Annotated in this window: 16 protein-coding genes; 9 read left to right on the top strand and 7 right to left on the bottom strand. The window is 71.1% G+C overall.

Annotation, left to right across the window (positions count from 1 at the left end; translation table 11 throughout):
• The first annotated feature begins 145 nt into the window (after positions 1 to 145).
• The gene (locus tag OG623_RS03225; RefSeq protein WP_406144083.1) at positions 146 to 1129 is read left to right on the top strand and encodes a multicopper oxidase domain-containing protein; all 984 of its coding nucleotides are present in this window, start codon (positions 146 to 148) and stop codon (positions 1127 to 1129) included.
• 1 nt (position 1130) lies between these two features.
• Here the strand turns inward: OG623_RS03225 and OG623_RS03220 are convergent, their stop codons facing one another.
• Complete coding sequence (locus tag OG623_RS03220; protein ID WP_406144081.1) at positions 1131 to 3296, bottom strand: DEAD/DEAH box helicase; 2166 nt, start codon at positions 3294 to 3296, stop codon at positions 1131 to 1133.
• A 226-nt stretch (positions 3297 to 3522) separates the two neighbouring features.
• On the opposite strand from OG623_RS03220, the gene OG623_RS03215 reads away from it, so the two are divergent.
• The gene (locus OG623_RS03215) at positions 3523 to 4314 is read left to right on the top strand and encodes a VOC family protein (RefSeq protein ID WP_406144079.1); all 792 of its coding nucleotides are present in this window, start codon (positions 3523 to 3525) and stop codon (positions 4312 to 4314) included.
• Positions 4315 to 4430: 116 nt separating this feature from the next.
• Positions 4431 to 4682, top strand: coding sequence for a WhiB family transcriptional regulator (locus OG623_RS03210; protein ID WP_406144078.1), 252 nt, complete (start codon positions 4431 to 4433; stop codon positions 4680 to 4682).
• 76 nt (positions 4683 to 4758) lie between these two features.
• Here OG623_RS03210 and OG623_RS03205 read toward each other — a convergent pair whose 3' ends face one another.
• The 5 genes from OG623_RS03205 to OG623_RS03185 all read right to left on the bottom strand — a co-directional run bounded on the left by OG623_RS03205 (position 4759) and on the right by OG623_RS03185 (position 10278).
• Positions 4759 to 5649, bottom strand: a complete 891-nt coding sequence (locus OG623_RS03205; protein ID WP_406151660.1) for a chitosanase — start codon at positions 5647 to 5649, stop codon at positions 4759 to 4761.
• A gap of 158 nt (positions 5650 to 5807) precedes the next feature.
• Positions 5808 to 6785 (bottom strand): acyl-ACP desaturase, encoded by a 978-nt coding sequence (locus OG623_RS03200; RefSeq protein WP_406144076.1) that lies wholly within the window; start codon positions 6783 to 6785, stop codon positions 5808 to 5810.
• Positions 6786 to 6949: 164 nt separating this feature from the next.
• A complete protein-coding gene (locus tag OG623_RS03195; RefSeq protein ID WP_406144074.1) occupies positions 6950 to 8596 on the bottom strand; it encodes an ABC-F family ATP-binding cassette domain-containing protein in 1647 nt (548 codons plus the stop codon).
• 228 nt (positions 8597 to 8824) lie between these two features.
• Complete coding sequence (locus tag OG623_RS03190) at positions 8825 to 9238, bottom strand: SsgA family sporulation/cell division regulator (RefSeq protein ID WP_406144073.1); 414 nt, start codon at positions 9236 to 9238, stop codon at positions 8825 to 8827.
• Positions 9239 to 9429: 191 nt separating this feature from the next.
• The gene (locus OG623_RS03185) at positions 9430 to 10278 is read right to left on the bottom strand and encodes a LysR family transcriptional regulator (RefSeq protein ID WP_406144071.1); all 849 of its coding nucleotides are present in this window, start codon (positions 10276 to 10278) and stop codon (positions 9430 to 9432) included.
• 113 nt (positions 10279 to 10391) lie between these two features.
• On the opposite strand from OG623_RS03185, the gene OG623_RS03180 reads away from it, so the two are divergent.
• From OG623_RS03180 to mmpA, 3 genes are all read left to right on the top strand, one after another.
• Complete coding sequence (locus OG623_RS03180; RefSeq protein WP_406144069.1) at positions 10392 to 11114, top strand: SDR family oxidoreductase; 723 nt, start codon at positions 10392 to 10394, stop codon at positions 11112 to 11114.
• A gap of 71 nt (positions 11115 to 11185) precedes the next feature.
• On the top strand, positions 11186 to 11848 hold the full coding sequence (locus tag OG623_RS03175; protein WP_406151658.1) for an endonuclease V: 663 nt from the start codon (positions 11186 to 11188) through the stop codon (positions 11846 to 11848).
• Positions 11849 to 11929: 81 nt separating this feature from the next.
• Positions 11930 to 12076, top strand: a complete 147-nt coding sequence (gene mmpA / locus OG623_RS03170; RefSeq protein WP_406144067.1) for a morphogenic membrane protein MmpA — start codon at positions 11930 to 11932, stop codon at positions 12074 to 12076.
• 28 nt (positions 12077 to 12104) lie between these two features.
• Here mmpA and OG623_RS03165 read toward each other — a convergent pair whose 3' ends face one another.
• The gene (locus tag OG623_RS03165; RefSeq protein ID WP_406144066.1) at positions 12105 to 13295 is read right to left on the bottom strand and encodes a saccharopine dehydrogenase family protein; all 1191 of its coding nucleotides are present in this window, start codon (positions 13293 to 13295) and stop codon (positions 12105 to 12107) included.
• A 205-nt stretch (positions 13296 to 13500) separates the two neighbouring features.
• Here OG623_RS03165 and OG623_RS03160 point away from each other — a divergent pair, with 205 nt between their 5' ends.
• From OG623_RS03160 to OG623_RS03150, 3 genes are read left to right on the top strand one after another with little or no spacing between them, the layout of a single operon-like run.
• Positions 13501 to 14652 (top strand): CaiB/BaiF CoA transferase family protein, encoded by a 1152-nt coding sequence (locus tag OG623_RS03160; protein WP_406144064.1) that lies wholly within the window; start codon positions 13501 to 13503, stop codon positions 14650 to 14652.
• Positions 14653 to 14689: 37 nt separating this feature from the next.
• Positions 14690 to 15832 (top strand): acyl-CoA dehydrogenase family protein, encoded by a 1143-nt coding sequence (locus OG623_RS03155; RefSeq protein ID WP_406144063.1) that lies wholly within the window; start codon positions 14690 to 14692, stop codon positions 15830 to 15832.
• Positions 15833 to 15860: 28 nt separating this feature from the next.
• Positions 15861 to 17075, top strand: a complete 1215-nt coding sequence (locus OG623_RS03150; protein WP_406144061.1) for an acetyl-CoA C-acetyltransferase — start codon at positions 15861 to 15863, stop codon at positions 17073 to 17075.
• Positions 17076 to 17088: the final 13 nt, after the last annotated feature.

Here is a 17088-nt window from a genome sequence, read left to right as displayed (position 1 = left end):
TTCGTGTCTCGCCAATAGCTATGGCAGCAATCGAACGAACTTTGTCCTGAGTGTGGATAAACCAACGGGCCCCGGCTACCGTGTGGGCCGTCCACGGGTCAATGCGTCAACGCGTCAGTTTCCGTCACGCAGTGGGGAGTTCGACATGGACCGAAGGACCTTCAACCGCCGGATGCTGGTGGGCGGCGGAGTGGTGGCGGCGACCGGTGTGACATCGATGTCGCTCGGCGCCGTACAGGCCACGTCCGCCGAGAACCCGGCGAAGACGGCCCCCGCCGGAGGGGCGGTGCGCCATCTCAAGCTGTACGCCGAGAAGCTGGCGGACGGTCAGCTCGGGTACGGCCTGGAGAAGGGCAAGGCGTCGATCCCCGGGCCGCTCATCGAGATCACCGAGGGCGACACGCTGCACATCGAATTCGAGAACACCACGGACGCCGACGTCAGCCTCCATGTGCACGGTGTCGACTACGACATCGCCAGCGACGGCACCCGGATGAACCGCAGCCATGTCGAACCGGGCGGCACCCGCACCTACACCTGGCGCACCCACGCCCCGGGCCGCCGCAAGGACGGCACCTGGCAGGCGGGCAGCGCGGGCTACTGGCACTACCACGACCATGTCGTCGGCACGGACCACGGCACCGGTGGCCTCAGCAAGGGCCTGTACGGCCCACTCGTCGTACGCCGCGAGGGAGATGTCCTGCCGGACAAGACGATCACGATCGTCTTCAACGACATGACCATCAACAACAAGGCCCCGGACGAGAGTCCGAACTTCGAGGCCACCGTCGGCGACCGGGTCGAGGTCGTGATGATCACGCACGGCGAGTACTACCACACGTTCCACATCCACGGGCACCGATGGGCCGACAACAGGACCGGGCTGCTCACCGGCCCCGACGACCCCAGCCGTGTGGTCGACACGAAGATCTGCGGACCGGCCGAGTCCTTCGGCTTCCAGATCATCGCCGGCGAACACGTGGGCGCGGGCGCCTGGATGTACCACTGCCACGTCCAGAGCCACTCCGACCAGGGAATGGCAGGGCTGCTGCTCGTCGCCAAGGCGGACGGCACCGTGCCCGCCTACGACCCACCCCACCAGCACGCGGCGAAGGCGCACGAGCACTGACTCACACGCCGGCGGCCATCCGCCGCTGCTCCTCCTCGACGATGCGCCGGGCGAGCGCCCCGTCCGACACGTCCACGGCGTCGGGCGTCGCCTCGGCGACATCGCTGCGTCGCGCGTACGCGTCGAAGAGCCGGTCCTTGCGCGCCAGGATGTCCAGCATCCGCTGGTCCACACTGTCCACAGCCAGGAGACGGTGGACCCGCACGGTCCGTATCTGCCCCATGCGGTGCGCCCTCGCCACCGCCTGATGCTCCATGGTCGGTTTGATCTGCGGCTCGCACAGGATGACCACGGACGCCGCCTGGATGTTGAGGCCGACGCCGCCGGCCTGTATCTGGCTCAGCAGCACCGCGTGCCCGTCCACCGCGCCGAAGGAGTCGACCAGCTCCTGCCGGCGCGCGGCCGGTACCCTGCCGGAGACGGGGCCGAACACTCCGTCGCCCAGGGCCTCCTGGACGGCGGCGAGCACCTCGCGGAAGTACGAGAAGACGACGACCTTGAGGCCGTTGGCCTCGGCCTCCGCGACCAGCTCGCGCAGCCTGTTCAGCTTCGCCGATGTCCCGGGGCGGGCGTACGCGGCACGGCGCATCCGCATGAACTGCCCCGAGCGGACCGCCTCGCGATACGCGTCGAGGTCCGCCTCCGAGAACTCCTCCCACTCGTCGGCCTGTACCAGCGCCGGGAGTTCGCCCAGGACGTCCTCCTGATTGCGGCGCAGATAGGCGGGGGCGACGGCCCTGCGGAACGCCTGCGACCCCGCGACCCCGTGCGTGGAGGTCACGAGCGGCGCCAGCTCGGGCCGCAGCTGGCGCACCAGGCTCCGGAACTCCTCGACCCGGTTCTCCATCGGGGTGCCGGTCAGGAACAGCACCCTCTCGGTGTGCCGCGTCCAGCCGCTCACGGCCCGGGAGCGCCGGGTCTCGGGGTTCTTCACGAAGTGGGCCTCGTCCACCACCACCATGCCGGGGCGCACCCCGGACTCCGGGCCTCCCGGCAGCGTGTACAGCGCGTCGAAGGTGGTCAGGGCGACCCCGCCACGCTCGCGCCACTCGTCGAACGCCCCCTGCCGCTCGGGGCCGTGCACCGGGACGGCCCGCAGCGTGGAGCGTGCGGTGACCTCGCGCCGCCAGTTGATCAGGACGCTCGCCGGGCACACCACCAGGAAGTGCCGCTCGCCGCCGGCCGCGAGATGGGCCAGCGCGGCGATGGCCTGCACGGTCTTGCCGAGCCCCATCTCGTCCCCGAGGATCACCCGCTTCTGGGCCAGCGCGAAGCGGGCGCCGAACGACTGGTAGCCGCGCAGCGAGACCCGCAGATGCGCGTCGTCGAGCCGCAGCCCGCGCACCCGCTCCGCGATGCCCGTGGGCAGGAAGCCCTCCGCCGCGTCCCGGTCGGGCCCGCTGCCGGACAGTTCGGCGAGCAGGCTGTAGTACTCGGCCGAGCGCAGTTCGAAATCGACCCAGGCCTCCGCCTCCGACGCGGGGCCGCGCAGCAGGTCGACGGAGACCTGCCCGAACAGGGTCCGCAGTCCGCGTGCGTCGGCGTCCCTCGCCACCTCCCGCACGGAGACGACAGCGGCCGGCGCCCGGCTGCCGGCCGCCCGCCCGGCGAAGAGCATCCGCAGCCGGCTGCGCGCCGGCGCGGCCGCCACGAGCAGCGGCTCCAGCTCCGCGGCCAGACGGCGGGCGGCGTCGACCGCCCGGCGCACGTCGGTGCCGCCCTCCACCAGCCGGTGCAGGGCGATGAGCAGCGCCGGTGTGGTCGCCTCCGGCGCATCCATGTCTATCCGTACGGCGACGGTGTCCCGGACCGCGTGCGCGATCTGCCGCGCGGCTGCCAGCGCCTGGTCCGCCGTCTGCGCGCCGACGCCGGGGATCTGGCGGAGCTCGTAACGCCCGGCTCCGTGGACCCGGCCGACCGTCGTGTACCCCGCCTGCTCCAGCGCGCCGAGCCGCACCCGCCCCTCGGTGACGTCCGCGAGCCGGGCGATGGGGATCGCGGCCAGTTCGAGGCCGACCAGGGAGTCCAGCACGGGCGCGAGCGCGGCGCGCACGGCCTCGACGGCGGCGTGGTGGTCGTCCAGCACCGACCGGGCCGCCTCGACGAGCGTCCGGGCGTCGTCGAGCACCTCACGTGCGGCTCTTCCCGTGGACCCCGCCCGAGTCATGTACGTCCACGTCCTTCTGTCCCCGTGCCCCGCCGCCCCTCCGCGACCGGCGGCCGTAGCCCTCCCGGGCGCCTCCCATCGTGCCACGGGCGCGGTGCGGTGCCGCTCCTCACCCGGCGGGCGCCCTGCACTGCGGTTGTCAGTGCCCGGTGCAAGACTCAAAGGGTCAGGGAAACGTCTGGCGTGGGCGACACGCGAGATGCCAGGAGCCGCCCGAGGAGCCGCCATGCTCGACCCGTCCTTCGTCACCGGCGCACCCAACTGGATCGACCTCGGTACCCCCGACATCGACGCCGCCACCGCCTTCTACAACGGCCTGTTCGGCTGGGACCTGGTGCCGGGCGGCCCCGAGACCGGTGGATACGGCACGTACCAGCTGCGGGGCAGGACCGTCGCCGGTGTCATGACCGTGCCGGAGGGCCAGGGAAAGCCGTCGTGGTCGGTCTACTTCCAGACCCCCGACGCCGAAGCCACCGCGCGGACGGTCGAACAGGCCGGAGGCACTGCGGCCTTTCCTCCCACGGACGTCCTGGACTACGGACGGATGGGCGGTTTCACGGACAGCGCCGGTGCGTACTTCGGCGTCTGGCAGCCGGGGACGAATACCGGCCTCGGCATGATCATGGAGCCCGGCGCGTTCATCTGGTCCGAGCTCCACACCCCGGACGTTCCCGCGGCTGCCGCGTTCTTCCACACCGTCTTCGGATGGCAGACGGACGCCATGTCCTTCCCCAGCGGTGCGTACACGATCGTCCGCCCCGCCGACGGTGAGAGCGGCGACTCCGCCTTCGGCGGGATCGTGCCCATCGACTCGGTGCCGGGCCAGGCCGAGGCCGGGCCGCACTGGCTGCCGTACTTCGCGGTGGAGGACACCGACGCGACGGTCGCCACCGCCGAACGCCTGGGCGGTCGGGCCACCACGGGGGCCACGGATGTGCCGGAGGTCGGACGGGTCGCCACTTTCACCGACCCCGCGGGCGCGGCGTTCGCGGTGATCAAGCCGGCACCGAGGCAGTAGGGCGGGCCGACGCGGTAGGTCCGGCAGGCAGGGTGGCCAGGGCGGCAGGGCCGGGCCGACGAGGGCGTTGACCGGTCGTTGATCACTCGTTTATCGCGACCGGGCACGGTTGCCCCATGCCGATCAACACCTCGACCGACGAGCCCACCTGGCAGGAGAGCGCGCTGTGCGCACAGACCGGGCCGGAGTTCTTCTTCCCGGCTCCGGGCAGCTCCACCCGGGAGGCCAAGCAGCTGTGCAACGCCTGCGAGGGCCGGGTGGCCTGCCTGGAGTACGCGCTTGCCCATGACGAGCGCTTCGGTGTCTGGGGCGGGCTCTCCGAGAAGGAGCGGGAGCGGCTGCGCAGAGGCCGCTCCGGCAGCGGCTGAGCACCGGGGCGCGCGGGCGACGGGGGTGCGCGGGGACGGGTGCGCGGGGACGGGGGCGCGGGGGGACGGCCCCACGTCAGTCGATGTGGAAGGTCTCGCCGTAGACCTTCCACACCAGCGGCTTCTTCAGCCCGAGGTTGCCCTCGCGCAGGAAGACCCGCTGCGCGGTGTCGATCCGGGTCGTGTCGCGCTGCACCGTGCGGTTCTTGATCGCTGCCCGGCTCGCGTCGAGGAAGGCGTTCAGATATGCCGTCTCGTCGCCGCCCTCCGAGGCAGTGTCCGCCGCCTCCATCGCGGTGTCGCGGATGCCGTAGAAGCCGTCCGCCTCGATGCCTGGCCCGTGCAGCACCATCGCGTCGTAGTAGATGAACTGCCCCAGGGTGCCGAGCCCGTCCATCTTCGCCAGCCGGACCGCCGGCTCGAAGTACAGCTTGTCGCGCGTCGTGTTCTGGGCCTTCCGGAAGGCCGGGTCCTTCGCGGCCAGGTGCCAGGCGTCGGTGAAGCCGGGGTCGAGGCCCTCGTGCGAATCGGTGCCGTCCACGGCGCGCAAGGCGGGAAGGTAGGAGGCCAGCGGGTTGTCCGGGTGCTTCTCGGTGTAGGCCTCGACCAGTTGAAGCATGTCGTTCGTGCCGGAACAGAAGCCGATGATGCCGGCGGTGTAGCCGGTGCCGTCGCCGACGTCCTCGATCGCACCGTACTGGCTGCGCCAGTCCAGGGTGGAGGCCTCGGCGCTGGCGACCAGGCGGGACGCGGTCTCCTTCATCGCGGGCGCGGCGAGGCCGGGCGGCAGGTCGTCGATCTCGTCGGCCTGCTCGTCGGCCTGCTCGGCCGCGGCGGGCGCCGCCGTACCGGATTCCTCGGAGCCGGTCGCCTGCTGGACGACCGTGGGCGGCTCCGAGTCGCCACGGCTGAACAGGATCGAAGCGGCTATGGCGATCGGTGCACCGAAAAGAACAAGACGCGTCACAGGTTTCACCCGCCACAGAGTACGTTCTGTGAAGCTGTGGGGGGAGCCATGTGTGCCCCGTGTGCAGAGCGGCGGCGCACACGTGCTGCGTGCGCCGCCGCTGTCCGGCCCGGCTCGGGGAGCGGATCCCGAGCCCGGCCGGGCGGATCAGCGGGGGATCAGCGCTGCGCGGCCCTGGCCGCCAGACGGGCCTTGCGGGCGGCCAGCTTCTCGTCGAACTTCGACGCCTCGGCGTCCAGGCCGTTCATGTACAGCCCGAGCTCCTCCTGCGCCTTGAGGCCCTCGGGGCCCAGGCCGTCGATGTCGAGGACCTTCAGGTACCGCAGGACGGGCTGGATCACGTCGTCGTGGTGGATGCGCATGTTGTAGATCTCGCCGATCGCCATCTGCGCGGCGGCCCGCTCGAAGCCGGGCATGCCGTGTCCCGGCATCCGGAAGTTCACGACGACATCGCGCACCGACTGCATCGTGAGGTCAGGGGCGAGGTCGAAGGCCGCGCCCAGCAGATTGCGGTAGAAGACCATGTGCAGGTTCTCGTCGGTCGCGATCCTGGCCAGCATCCGGTCGCAGACGGGATCGCCCGACTGGTGTCCGGTGTTGCGGTGCGAGACGCGGGTGGCCAGCTCCTGGAAGGCGACGTACGCCACGGAGTGCAGCATCGAGTGGCGGTTGTCGGACTCGAAGCCCTCCGACATGTGCGCCATCCGGAACTGCTCCAGCTTGTCCGGGTCCACGGCGCGCGAGGTCAGCAGGTAGTCGCGCATCACGATGCCGTGCCGGCCCTCCTCCGCGGTCCAGCGGTGCACCCAGGTGCCCCAGGCGCCGTCGCGCCCGAAGAGTGAGGCGATCTCGTGGTGGTAGCTGGGGAGGTTGTCCTCGGTGAGCAGGTTCACGACGAGGGCGGTACGGCCGATGTCGGTGACCTTGGACTGACCGGTCTCCCACTCCTGCCCGTCCTCGAAGAAGCCGGGGAAGTTACGGCCGTCGGTGAACGGCACGTACTCGTGGGGCATCCAGTCCTTGGCGACCTTGAGATGGCGGTTGAGCTCCTTCTCCACCACCTCTTCCAGCGCGTAGAGCAGTTGGGCGTCGGTCCATGCCGTCGAACTGCCGGTGTGGGGAGAGGTGATCGTCACGGGGGCTCCTGGGGACGGGAGAATTACCTACGGCTTCGTAGGTTACGTGACCGTAGGTTAAGGCGGCAGTAAGGCCGCAGCCAAGCCCGGTCCTCGCGGAACCCGCTCACATCCTGTTATCCGTGCAGGTCATAGCGGGTCATACGTATCTGCGGGGGAGCAGGTCAGATGGCCTCACCCCGGAGCTCCGAGAGCTCCCCAGGGGCGATGTCCCGCAGTGCGCCCGCGTCCAGCAGCACCCACCGGGTGATCCCCAGCGACTTCAGGAACGGCGTGTCGTGGCTCGCCACGATCAGCGCTCCCCGGTACGCGGCCAGCGCCGACGTCAAACGGTCCACCCCCGAAAGATCAAGGCTGTTCGTCGGCTCGTCCAGCATCAGCAGCCGGGGCGCCGGGTCCGCCAGCAGCAGTGCCGCAAGCGTGGCCCGGAGACGTTCGCCGCCCGAGAGCGTACCGGCGGGCCGGTCGGCACGCGCACCCTTGAAAAGGAAATGGGCCAGCCGTGCCCGGATGCCGTTGTCCGTGGTGCCGGGCGCGGCGCGTGCCACATTGTCCACCAGGGACAGCGCGTCGTCGAGTACGTCCAGACGCTGCGGCAGGAATCCCACGGGCACCTGGGCGGTGGCCTCGCCCGACACCGGGTCCAGCTCGCCCGCGATCGTGCGCAGGAGTGTCGTCTTCCCCGCACCGTTGCGTCCGATCAGCGCGATCCGCTCCGGCCCGCGCAGATCCCACTCACCCCGCACCCGTACCCCGTGGGCGAGTTCGAGATCGCGCAGCAGCAGCACGGCACTGCCGGGATAGACCCGGGTGTGCGGGAGTTCGATCCGGATCGCCTCGTCGTCCCGTACCGCGTCGGCCGCCTCGTCGAGACGGTCCTCCGCTTCCGCCAGACGTTCGCTGTGCATGATGTGGTGCTTGCCGGCCGACTCCTGGGCGGTCCGCCTGCGCTGGGCCATCACGGCCTTCGGCTCACGTTTGGTGTCCCACATCTTCTGTCCGTACCGCTTGCGCCGCGACAGCTTGACGTGGGCGTCGGAGAGTTCGCGCTTCTGCCGCCGTACGTCGGCCTCGGCGACCCGCACCATCCGCTCGGCCGCCTCCTGCTCCACGGCCAGCGCCTCCTCGTACGCCGACAGCGTGCCGCCGTACCAGGTGACCGTGCCGTCGCGGAGATCCGCGATCCGGTCCACCCGCTCCAGCAGCTCCCGGTCATGGCTGACCACGACCAGTACGCCCGGCCACGCGTCGACCGCGGCGTACAGCTGCCCGCGGGCGCGCAGGTCGAGATTGTTGGTCGGCTCGTCCAGCAGCAGAACGGCGGGGCGCTCCAGCAGCAGGGCGGCCAGGCGCAGCAGCACACACTCGCCGCCGGACAGCTCGCCGACGGTCCGGTCGAGCCCGATGGAGGACAGGCCGAGCTGGTCGAGCGCGGCCCGGGCCCGCTCCTCGACGTCCCAGTCGTCCCCGACGGCGGCGAAGTGCTCCTCGCGGGCGTCGCCCGCCTCGATGGCGTGGAGTGCCGCCCGGGTCGTGGCGACACCCAGGGCCTCGTCCACCCGCAGAGCCGTGTCCAGGACGAGGTCCTGGGCGAGGTGGCCGATGGAGCCCGCTGTCCTGATGTGCCCGGCCGTCGGCGTGAGTTCACCGGCGATCAGCCGAAGCAGAGTGGACTTCCCGCAGCCGTTGAGACCGATCAGACCGGTCCGGCCGGGTCCCACGGCCAGGTGGAAGTCGTCGAAGACCTCGCTCCCGTCGGGCCAGGCGAACGAGAGTGAGGTGCAGTGGACATGCGTGGTGCGAGCAGGCACAAGGGTCTCCCGGCTGCGTCGAGGAATCACGGAGAACGGCTCGGACACTGGGGTCACGCGGAGGCACGCGTGCGGGACGGCACGCGGCACGGTGTGCGGACACCTCAGATGTGGAGCAACGTCCTTCTCCGATCCGACGACAACAGGGACACCCGAAACGCTACGAGCGCGCCCTGTGGTCACGCAACCGAATTCGTCCCCGGCTCGGTGCGGCCGGGGACATCGGCCTCAGGGGCCGCCCAGGAGATCACTCAGATCGCCGTCCAGGTCCATGAAGCGGTGCTCGTCGCCCACCGGGACCAGCTCCTGCGCCCGCTTCAGGAAGCGCCGCAGCTCCGACGAGCGGACATGGACCATGGCGATGCCCTCGACGGCGTGGAACTCCAGCACCGTACGGTCGTACCCGAACGGCCTGACCCGCACGTCGCCGAGGCCGGCCGGCGCGTCCACGCCTGTGGCGAGCAGCTCACGCGAGAACTCCCAGGACACCTCGGCGCCTTCGAGGGTCGCGGGCGCCGGGAACGCCATCCGGACGGCGAAAGGGTCCCTGAGGTCGTAGTGCAGTGTGGCGGGCAGAGTCTCCATACGCGGCGCGGACGCGACCATACGGGCCTGCACGGACTGCTCGATAACGCTGGACAAGACCTGCTCCCTCTCGCCTCGGACGAACGGTTCCCGGCATTGGAGTAGACGACGGAACGCCTCGATCCGTGCACCGGCGGGCCGAGTGAGCTGCGTCACCGCGCCACCCGTCCCGGGTCACCTGCCCCGTTCGGCGCCGCACACCCCGGATGCCCGCGTCCGCCGGGGGCCGAGGCGCGCCACGGTGAGGTTCAGAGACGGGCAGCCGTGCGGACGAGGCCGGCCACGGCCACGGACCGGCTCTGCGGCGGCCAGGCGATGACGGTCGTGACCGACGGCGCGTCCAGCACCGGGACAGCCGCCAGGTCGCTCCCGAGCTGAGCCCGGCACGACTCCGGGGCGATCATCACGGCACGGCCCAGCGCGACGAGTTGGAGCAGCTGGGTGTGGTCGTGCACCTCCGGGCCCGAACCGTCCGGATACGTCCCGTCCGCACGCGGCCACCGGGGCAGCGGCAGTCCGGGCAGGGCGGAGACCTCCGCCAGGTGCACACCCGAGCGCCCGGCCAGGTCGTGCCGGACGGGCAGGATCGCGACCTGCCCCTCCGTGGAGACCTCCTCGGTGTCGAACCCGGCCGTCGTGTCGAACGGCCGGTGCAGCAGGGCCACATCGGCCCGGCCGTCCCGCAGCAGCTGTTCCTGCTCACCGATCCCGCACAGCAGCAGATCCACGGTGACCGCGCCGGGCTCCGCCGCATAGGCGTCCAGCAGCTTCGCCAGGAACTCGCTCGACGCACCCGCCTTCGTCGCGAGCACGACACCCGCCTGACCGGGCGCGGCGGGTGCGGCCCGGCGGGTGCGGCGCTCCGCGGCCTCCATCGCGTCCAGTGCCGCCCGCGCCTCCCGCAGCAGCACCGCCCCGGCCTCCGTCAGCGTGACCGCGCGGCTGCTGCGTTCGAGCAGCACCGCCCCGAGGTGCCGCTCCAGCTTGCCGATCGCCCGCGACAGCGGCGGCTGCGCGATGCCCAGCCGCTCCGCCGCCCTGCCGAAGTGCAGCTCCTCGGCGACAGCGACGAAATACCGCAACTCGCGCGTCTCCATACCCGCAGAATACCCGCGTGTCGAGGCCCCCACCTCGTATCGATACCCGCAGGGTATCGGCGCCCACCCGAACGGTCTTGGCGCCTTCGGCAGCGGCCGAACATCATCGAGGCATGAGTGAACAGAAGACCGCGCTGGTCACAGGCGCGAACAAGGGAATCGGTCACGAGATCGCGGCCGGGCTCGGCGCCCTCGGCTGGAGGGTCGGACTCGGCGCCAGGAACGACGAGCGGCGCGAGGCAGCGGTGGCGAAGCTCCGCGACGCAGGCGTGGACGTGTTCGGCGTACCGCTCGACGTGACCGACGAAGGGAGTGTGGCCGCCGCTGCCCGTCTGATCGAGGAGGGCGGCGGTCTCGATGCGCTCGTCAACAACGCCGGGATCACCGGCGGCATGCCGCAGGAGCCCAGCACGGTCGACCTCGAGACGGTGCGGGCGGCCGTCGACACCAACGTCCTCGGTGTCATCCGCGTGACCAACGCGATGTTGCCGATGCTGCGCCGCTCGACGTCCCCGCGGATCGTGAACGTGTCCAGCAGTGTCGGCTCGCTCACCCTGCAGACCACACCCGGCGCGGAGACGGGGCCGATCTCCGTCGCCTACGCACCGTCGAAATCGTTCCTGAACGCGGTCATGATCCAGTACGCCAAGGAACTGAGCGACACGAACATCCTGATCAACGCCGCCTGTCCCGGGTACGTGGCGACCGACCTCAACGCCTTCCACGGCGTCCGCACCCCGGAACAGGGCGCCGCGACCGCGATCCGGCTCGCGACCCTGCCCGACGGCGGCCCGAGCGGCGGGTTCTTCGACGACGCGGGAGAGGTGCCCTGGTGACGGCCAGGAACCGGCGGAGGCAGGCCGGGAGGCTCTCCCTACACTGACCCACCATGACGACGACTTTCCGGATGCCCGCCGACGAGGCCGAAGCTCGCGCCGTCCAGGACGAGTTGCGTGGGCGGGTGATCCTGGACGAGGCGGGCCCGCCGCCCGGGACCGGCCGGGTCACCGGTGTCGATGTCGCCTACGACGACGAGCGCGACCTCGTCGTCGCGGCGGCCGTCGTCCTGGACGCGGCGACCCTGGAGGTGGTGGCCCGCTCCACCGCCGAAGGCCGGGTGACGTTTCCGTACGTCCCCGGCCTCCTCGCCTTCCGCGAGCTCCCGGCCGTCCTGGCGGCGCTGGACGGCCTGTCCGTGGACCCGGGGCTCGTCGTCTGCGACGGCTACGGCCGGGCCCACCCGCGCAGGTTCGGCCTCGCCAGCCATCTCGGCGTCCTCACCGGGCTGCCGGTCATCGGGGTGGCGAAGAACCCCTTCACCTTCCGCTTCGCGCAACCAGCACCCCTGCGCGGTGACTTCACCCCGCTTCTGGACGGGGACGAGGAAGTCGGCCGTGCCCTGCGCACGCAGGACGCCACCAAGCCCGTCTTCGTCTCCGTCGGCCACCGCACCGGCCTGGACAACGCCTGCGCCCATACGCTCGCGCTGGCCCGCGACTTCCGCCAGCCCGAGACCACGCGCAGGGCCGACGCCCTGTGCCGGTCCGCGCTCCGGGAAGCGGTCGGCTGAGCGGCACCCGATCCAGATCTGTTGCCGACTGAGTACAAATACGGATGTTGTTTGTCGAACATCAGGGGCAGGCTGGTACGCATGATCGACCACCACGCACCTCAGATGAGCACAGGAACCGTACGTCTCTCCCAGCGCGGCGTCGCCGTGGGCATGACCCTGGGCGTCCTGGCGGGAGCAGCCTGGACCGTCTCCATGGTCGTCACGCTGGTGACCTGGATGCTCTGACCGGCCGGCTGCCACCGCCCGCCGGGACTCAGCGCACCGCTGCGACCCGGAAGCGCACCCCGGCCGCCCTCAGCCGCTCCAGCAGCGCATCGCCCATCGCCACGGCCGTCGTGACCTGACCCGACGTCGCCGGCAGGTCGTCGAGAGCGAGCGCCAGAGCCGCTTCGGCCAGCATCTTCGCCGTCTCGTCGTAGCCGGGGTCGCCGCCCGAGACCTCCGTGCGGACCTGCCGGCCGCCGCCCTCCCCGATGAAGCGGACCGTGAACCAGCTGCGCCTCCTGCGCCGCTCGTCGGGTCCCGTGCCGGGTTCGAACCGGGCGGACAGCCAGTTCCGCGCGGCCGGGATCTGCGCGGCCCCCGCCAGCAGGCCCGCGGCGGCGGTGCCGCCGAGCGCCACCGGCAGGTGCTTGACCGAGGCGAAGTGCCGGTAGCGGAAGTCGGGACCGTAACGCTCAAGACCCCGTGCGGACCGCTCCACGACCCGGGCGTCCAGGGTCGGCAGCGGCAGCGCCCAGGTGCCGGTCCCCGCGCTGAAGTGCGGTGCCCCCTGCGGCGCGCGGGCCCTGCGGCCGACCAGGCGCGGCTCGTGCAGACGTCGCTCCCGCGCGGCCCGTGCCATCTGCGGGCCCCGGCCCATCACGGTGAGCGCCGAGGTGAACGTACCGCCGGAGAAAGCCGCGTTGGTGCGCACGAAGCCGTCGACGGTCAGCGGCACACCCTCGGGGAGCTGCTGGACGGTGAAGTAGGCGCCGAGGTCGTGCGGTACGGAGTCGAAACCGCAGGCGTGCACGAGGCGTGATCCCGTCTCGCGGGCCCGGCTGTCGTGCTCCAGATACATCCGGTCGACGAACTCCGCCTCACCCGTGAGGTCGGCGTAGTCGGTCCCGGCCTCCGCGCAGGCGGCGACCAGCTTCTCGCCGTAGCGCACGTACGGTCCGACCGTGGACGCCACGACGTGCGAGGACTCGGCGAGTGCACGCAGCGCGTCGGTGTCGTCCGCGTCGGCGGTCAGCAGCGGCAGCCCGGCGCAGCGCGGGTCGCGCGAGGCGAGACGCTCGCGCAGCTGTTCCAGCTTGCCGCGGCTGCGGCCCGCCAGGGCCCAGCGGCAGCCGTCCGGCGCGTGTGCCGCGAGGTATTCGGCCGTGAGCGCCCCCACGAAGCCGGTGGCTCCGAAAAGGACGACGTCGTAGGGGCGGTCCGCCCCGTTCTGCCTGTTCATGGGTCCTCCGTCTGCCGCCGCCGTCATGGCAGCCAGAGGCTAGCGGAGGCGCCCGTGGCGTCGTACGGCCGGGCGGGCCCAGGTGCGAGAGGATCTGAGAAGTGAGAGAACTAAGCGCTTGCTCGGCCAAAAGGGTTGTGCGGGGCGCGGTCCGTTCTTAGCATCATCGATGTTACATCAGTTGTGTCATACCGCTGGGGGCTTGATGGCAACGACAGGACAGGGGTCGCAGGGCCCACTGACCGGGGTGCGCGTCGTCGAACTGGCGGGCATCGGCCCCGGGCCTTTCGCCGCGATGCTCCTCGCCGATCTCGGGGCCGACGTGGTGCGTGTCGACCGGCCGGGAGGCCCGGCGATCGGCATCGACCCCGCCTTCGACCTCACCAACCGCAACAAGCGTTCGGTCCTGGTCGATCTGAAGGCCGAAGGCGGAGCAGGCCAGGTCCTCGACCTCGTCGAGCGCGCCGACGTCCTGATCGAGGGCTACCGGCCCGGCGTCGCCGAGCGTCTCGGTGTCGGCCCCGACGCCTGTCTGGAACGCAACCCGCGGCTGGTCTACGGGCGGATGACCGGCTGGGGCCAGGACGGTCCGCTGGCCGGTCAGGCCGGCCACGACATCGACTACATTGCCCTCACCGGCACCCTGTCGATGATCGGCGGATCCGGCGAACCGCCCACGGTGCCCGCCAATCTGGTCGGTGACTACGCGGGCGGCTCGCTCTACCTCGTCGTCGGTGTGCTCGCCGCCCTCCAGCACGCCCGTACGCCCGGCGGGACCGGTCAGGTCGTCGACGCGGCCATCGTCGACGGCGCGGCCCATCTCGCCACGATGATCCACGGCATGCTGGCCGCCGGCAGCTGGCAGGACCGGCGCGGTGCCAACCTCCTCGACGGCGGCTGCCCCTTCTACGGCACCTACGCGACCTCCGACGGCGAGTACATGGCGGTCGGCGCCCTTGAGCCGCGCTTCTACGAGGAGTTCACCACGCTGCTCGGGCTCGGGGACGAGGCCCCCGACCGTGGCGACCCCGGCCGCTGGGAGGAGCTGCGCACCCTGGTCGCCGACCGGTTCTCCGCCCGTACGCGCGCCGAGTGGACCGAGGTCTTCGAGGGGACGGACGCCTGCGTGGCCCCCGTCCTCTCGCTCCGCGAGGCGCCGGGCCACCCCCACATCGCCGCCCGTTCCACCTACGTGGAGCACAGCGGCCTCACCCAGCCCGCCCCCGCACCCCGCTTCTCGGCGACGCCCGCCTCCGTGCGCACCGGACCCGCGCTGCCGGGCGCGGACACCGAGGCCGTCGCCGACGCGTGGGGTCTGCCGGGTCTGCTGACCACAGGGAAGGAAACGACCGGCTGATGTCCACCGTCGAGAACCGGCTCCAGGGGGCTTGAGAATGCAGCGGCAGATCTTCACCGATGAGCACGACGCGTTCCGCGCGACCGTCCGCACCTTCCTGGCCAAGGAGGTACTCCCGTACTACGAGCAGTGGGAGCAGGACGGCATCGTCGCGCGTGAGGCCTGGCTCGCCGCCGGCCGGCAGGGGCTGCTCGGCCTCGCGGTCCCCGAGGAGTACGGGGGCGGCGGGAACACCGACTTCCGCTACAGCGCCGTACTGGCCGAGGAGTTCACCCGGGCCGGGGCGCCCGGTCTCGCCCTCGGGCTGCACAACGACATCATCGGCCCCTACCTCACGGGCCTGGGCACCGAGGAGCAGAAGCGGCGCTGGCTGCCCGGCTTCTGCAGCGGCGAGACCATCACCGCCATCGCCATGACGGAACCCGGCGCGGGCTCCGACCTCCAGGGCATCCGTACGAGCGCCGAGGACAAGGGCGACCACTGGCTGCTCAACGGCTCGAAGACCTTCATCTCCAACGGCATCCTCGCCGACCTGGTGATCGTCGTCGCGAAGACCTCACCGGAGGGCGGGGCGAAGGGCCTGTCCCTGCTCGCCGTCGAGCGCGGTGCCGAGGGCTTCGAGCGGGGCCGCAACCTCGACAAGATCGGGCAGAAGTCCCAGGACACCGCCGAGCTGTTCTTCGACGACGTACGCGTCCCCAAGGAGAACCTCATCGGCGAGCTCGACGGCGCCTTCCTGCACCTCATGACCAATCTGGCCCAGGAACGGATGGGCATAGCGGTCGCCGGGATCGCCGCCGCCGAACACCTCCTGGAGATCACCACCGAGTATGTCAAGGAGCGTGAGGCCTTCGGCAGGCCGCTCTCCAAGCTCCAGCACATCCGCTTCGAGATCGCCGAGATGGCCACCGAGTGTGCCGTCACGCGTACCTTCATCGACCGCTGCATCGTCGATCACTCCGAGGGAACCCTCGACGCGGTCCACGCCTCGATGGCCAAGTGGTGGGCCACCGAACTGCAGAAGCGCGTCGCCGACCGCTGCCTCCAACTCCACGGCGGCTACGGATACATGACGGAGTACCGCGTGGCCAAGGCCTTCACCGACGGCCGTATCCAGACCATCTACGGCGGCACGACCGAGATCATGAAGGAAATCATCGGCCGCTCTCTGCTCTCCTGACCCGCACCGAACCCGAAAGGCAGCAGCCTTGAGTACCGAAGCATTCGTCTACGACGCGATCCGCACCCCGCGCGGCCGGGGCAAGGCCAACGGCGCCCTGCACGGCACCAAGCCGATCGACCTCGTCGTCGGCCTCATCCACGAGATCCGCGACCGCTTCCCGGGCCTCGACCCGGCCGCCATCGACGACATCGTCCTCGGCGTCGTCAGTCCGCTCGGTGACCAGGGCTCCGACATCGCCCGGATCGCCGCCATCGCCGCGGGGCTCCCGGACTCCGTCGCCGGCGTCCAGGAGAACCGCTTCTGTGCCTCCGGCCTCGAAGCCGTCAACCTGGCCGCCGCCAAGGTCCGTTCGGGATGGGAGGACCTCGTCCTGGCCGGCGGGGTCGAGTCCATGTCGCGGGTGCCCATGGGCTCCGACGGCGGCGCCTGGGCCATGGACCCGATGACCAGCTTCGAGACAGGTTTCGCCCCGCAGGGCATCGGCGCCGACCTCATCGCCACCGTCGAGGGCTTCTCACGCCGTGACGTCGACGAGTACGCCGCCCTGTCCCAGGAACGCGCCGCGGTGGCCTGGAAGGAGGAGCGCTTCGCGCGGTCCGTCGTCCCCGTAAGGGACCGCAACGGCCTGCTCGTCCTCGACCACGACGAGCACATGCGCCCCGGCACCACCGCCGACTCGCTGGCCTCACTCAAGCCCTCGTTCGCCACGATCGGCGAGATGGGCGGCTTCGACGCCGTCGCGCTCCAGAAGTACCACTGGGTCGAGAAGATCGACCACGTCCACCACGCGGGCAACTCCTCGGGAATCGTCGACGGCGCCGCCCTTGTCGCGATCGGCTCGAAGGAGACCGGCGAGCGCTACGGCCTCACCCCGCGCGCCCGGATCGTCTCCGCCGCCGTCTCAGGCTCCGAGCCGACCATCATGCTCACCGGGCCCGCACCCGCCACCCGCAAGGCGCTGGCCAAGGCCGGGCTCACCATCGACGACATCGACCTCGTCGAGATCAACGAGGCCTTCGCCGGGGTCGTCCTGCGCTTCGCCCGGGACATGGGCCTCTCCCTCGACAAGGTCAACGTCAACGGCGGCGCCATCGCGCTCGGCCACCCGCTCGGTGCGACCGGCGCGATGATCCTCGGCACGCTCATCGACGAACTGGAACGGCAGGACAAGCGCTACGGCCTCGCCACCCTCTGCGTCGGCGGCGGCATGGGCATCGCCACCGTCGTCGAGCGTCTCTGACCGTCCCCCTGCT

The sequence above is a fragment of the Streptomyces sp. NBC_01012 genome, assembly GCF_045162755.1.
GTDB lineage: Bacteria > Actinomycetota > Actinomycetes > Streptomycetales > Streptomycetaceae > Streptomyces.
This window is presented reverse-complemented; position numbering and strand designations above follow the sequence as displayed.